A 373-nucleotide genomic window follows, 5' to 3' on the forward strand; every position below is an offset into this window, starting at 1 on the left:
CCCGAGGGCCGTGCCGCACCGCCGCACCAGGTCGTCGGTGATCCGGGGGAGCACCTGGGACTGACTGAGCAGCGAGTGGCCCCGGCGGTCGGCGGCGACGGTGTTCACCCACGGCAGCCCCTGCGTCTCGCGCAGGGACTTCAGGATGCCCGCGGGGGAACGGGCCTTGGCGAACCCGAGGCCGGGGTCCGCGCCGCGCAGGTTGACCGCGTTCGGGTCGTTGAGCGCGTACGCCGTGGTCGAGGTCCAGGGCAGCGGGAGCTGGGCGCCGAGCCCGGTGACCACCGGGCCGTAGCGGGTCCACCACTGGGTGCGGGTGACCGGGGCGCCGCCCTTGACGGGGACCGTGACCGTCCGCTTCGCCATCGTGTGC

The 373-nt window shown here is 75.1% G+C and carries 1 protein-coding gene; it reads right to left on the bottom strand.

The window, feature by feature from the left end; all coding sequences use genetic code 11:
- A partial coding sequence (locus IH50_RS38485; RefSeq protein ID WP_199822201.1) for a penicillin acylase family protein occupies nucleotides 1-373 on the bottom strand: 373 nt, incomplete at both ends.

Origin of the sequence: Streptomyces sp. NRRL S-37, assembly GCF_000721605.1 — a bacterium.
GTDB lineage: Bacteria > Actinomycetota > Actinomycetes > Streptomycetales > Streptomycetaceae > Streptomyces.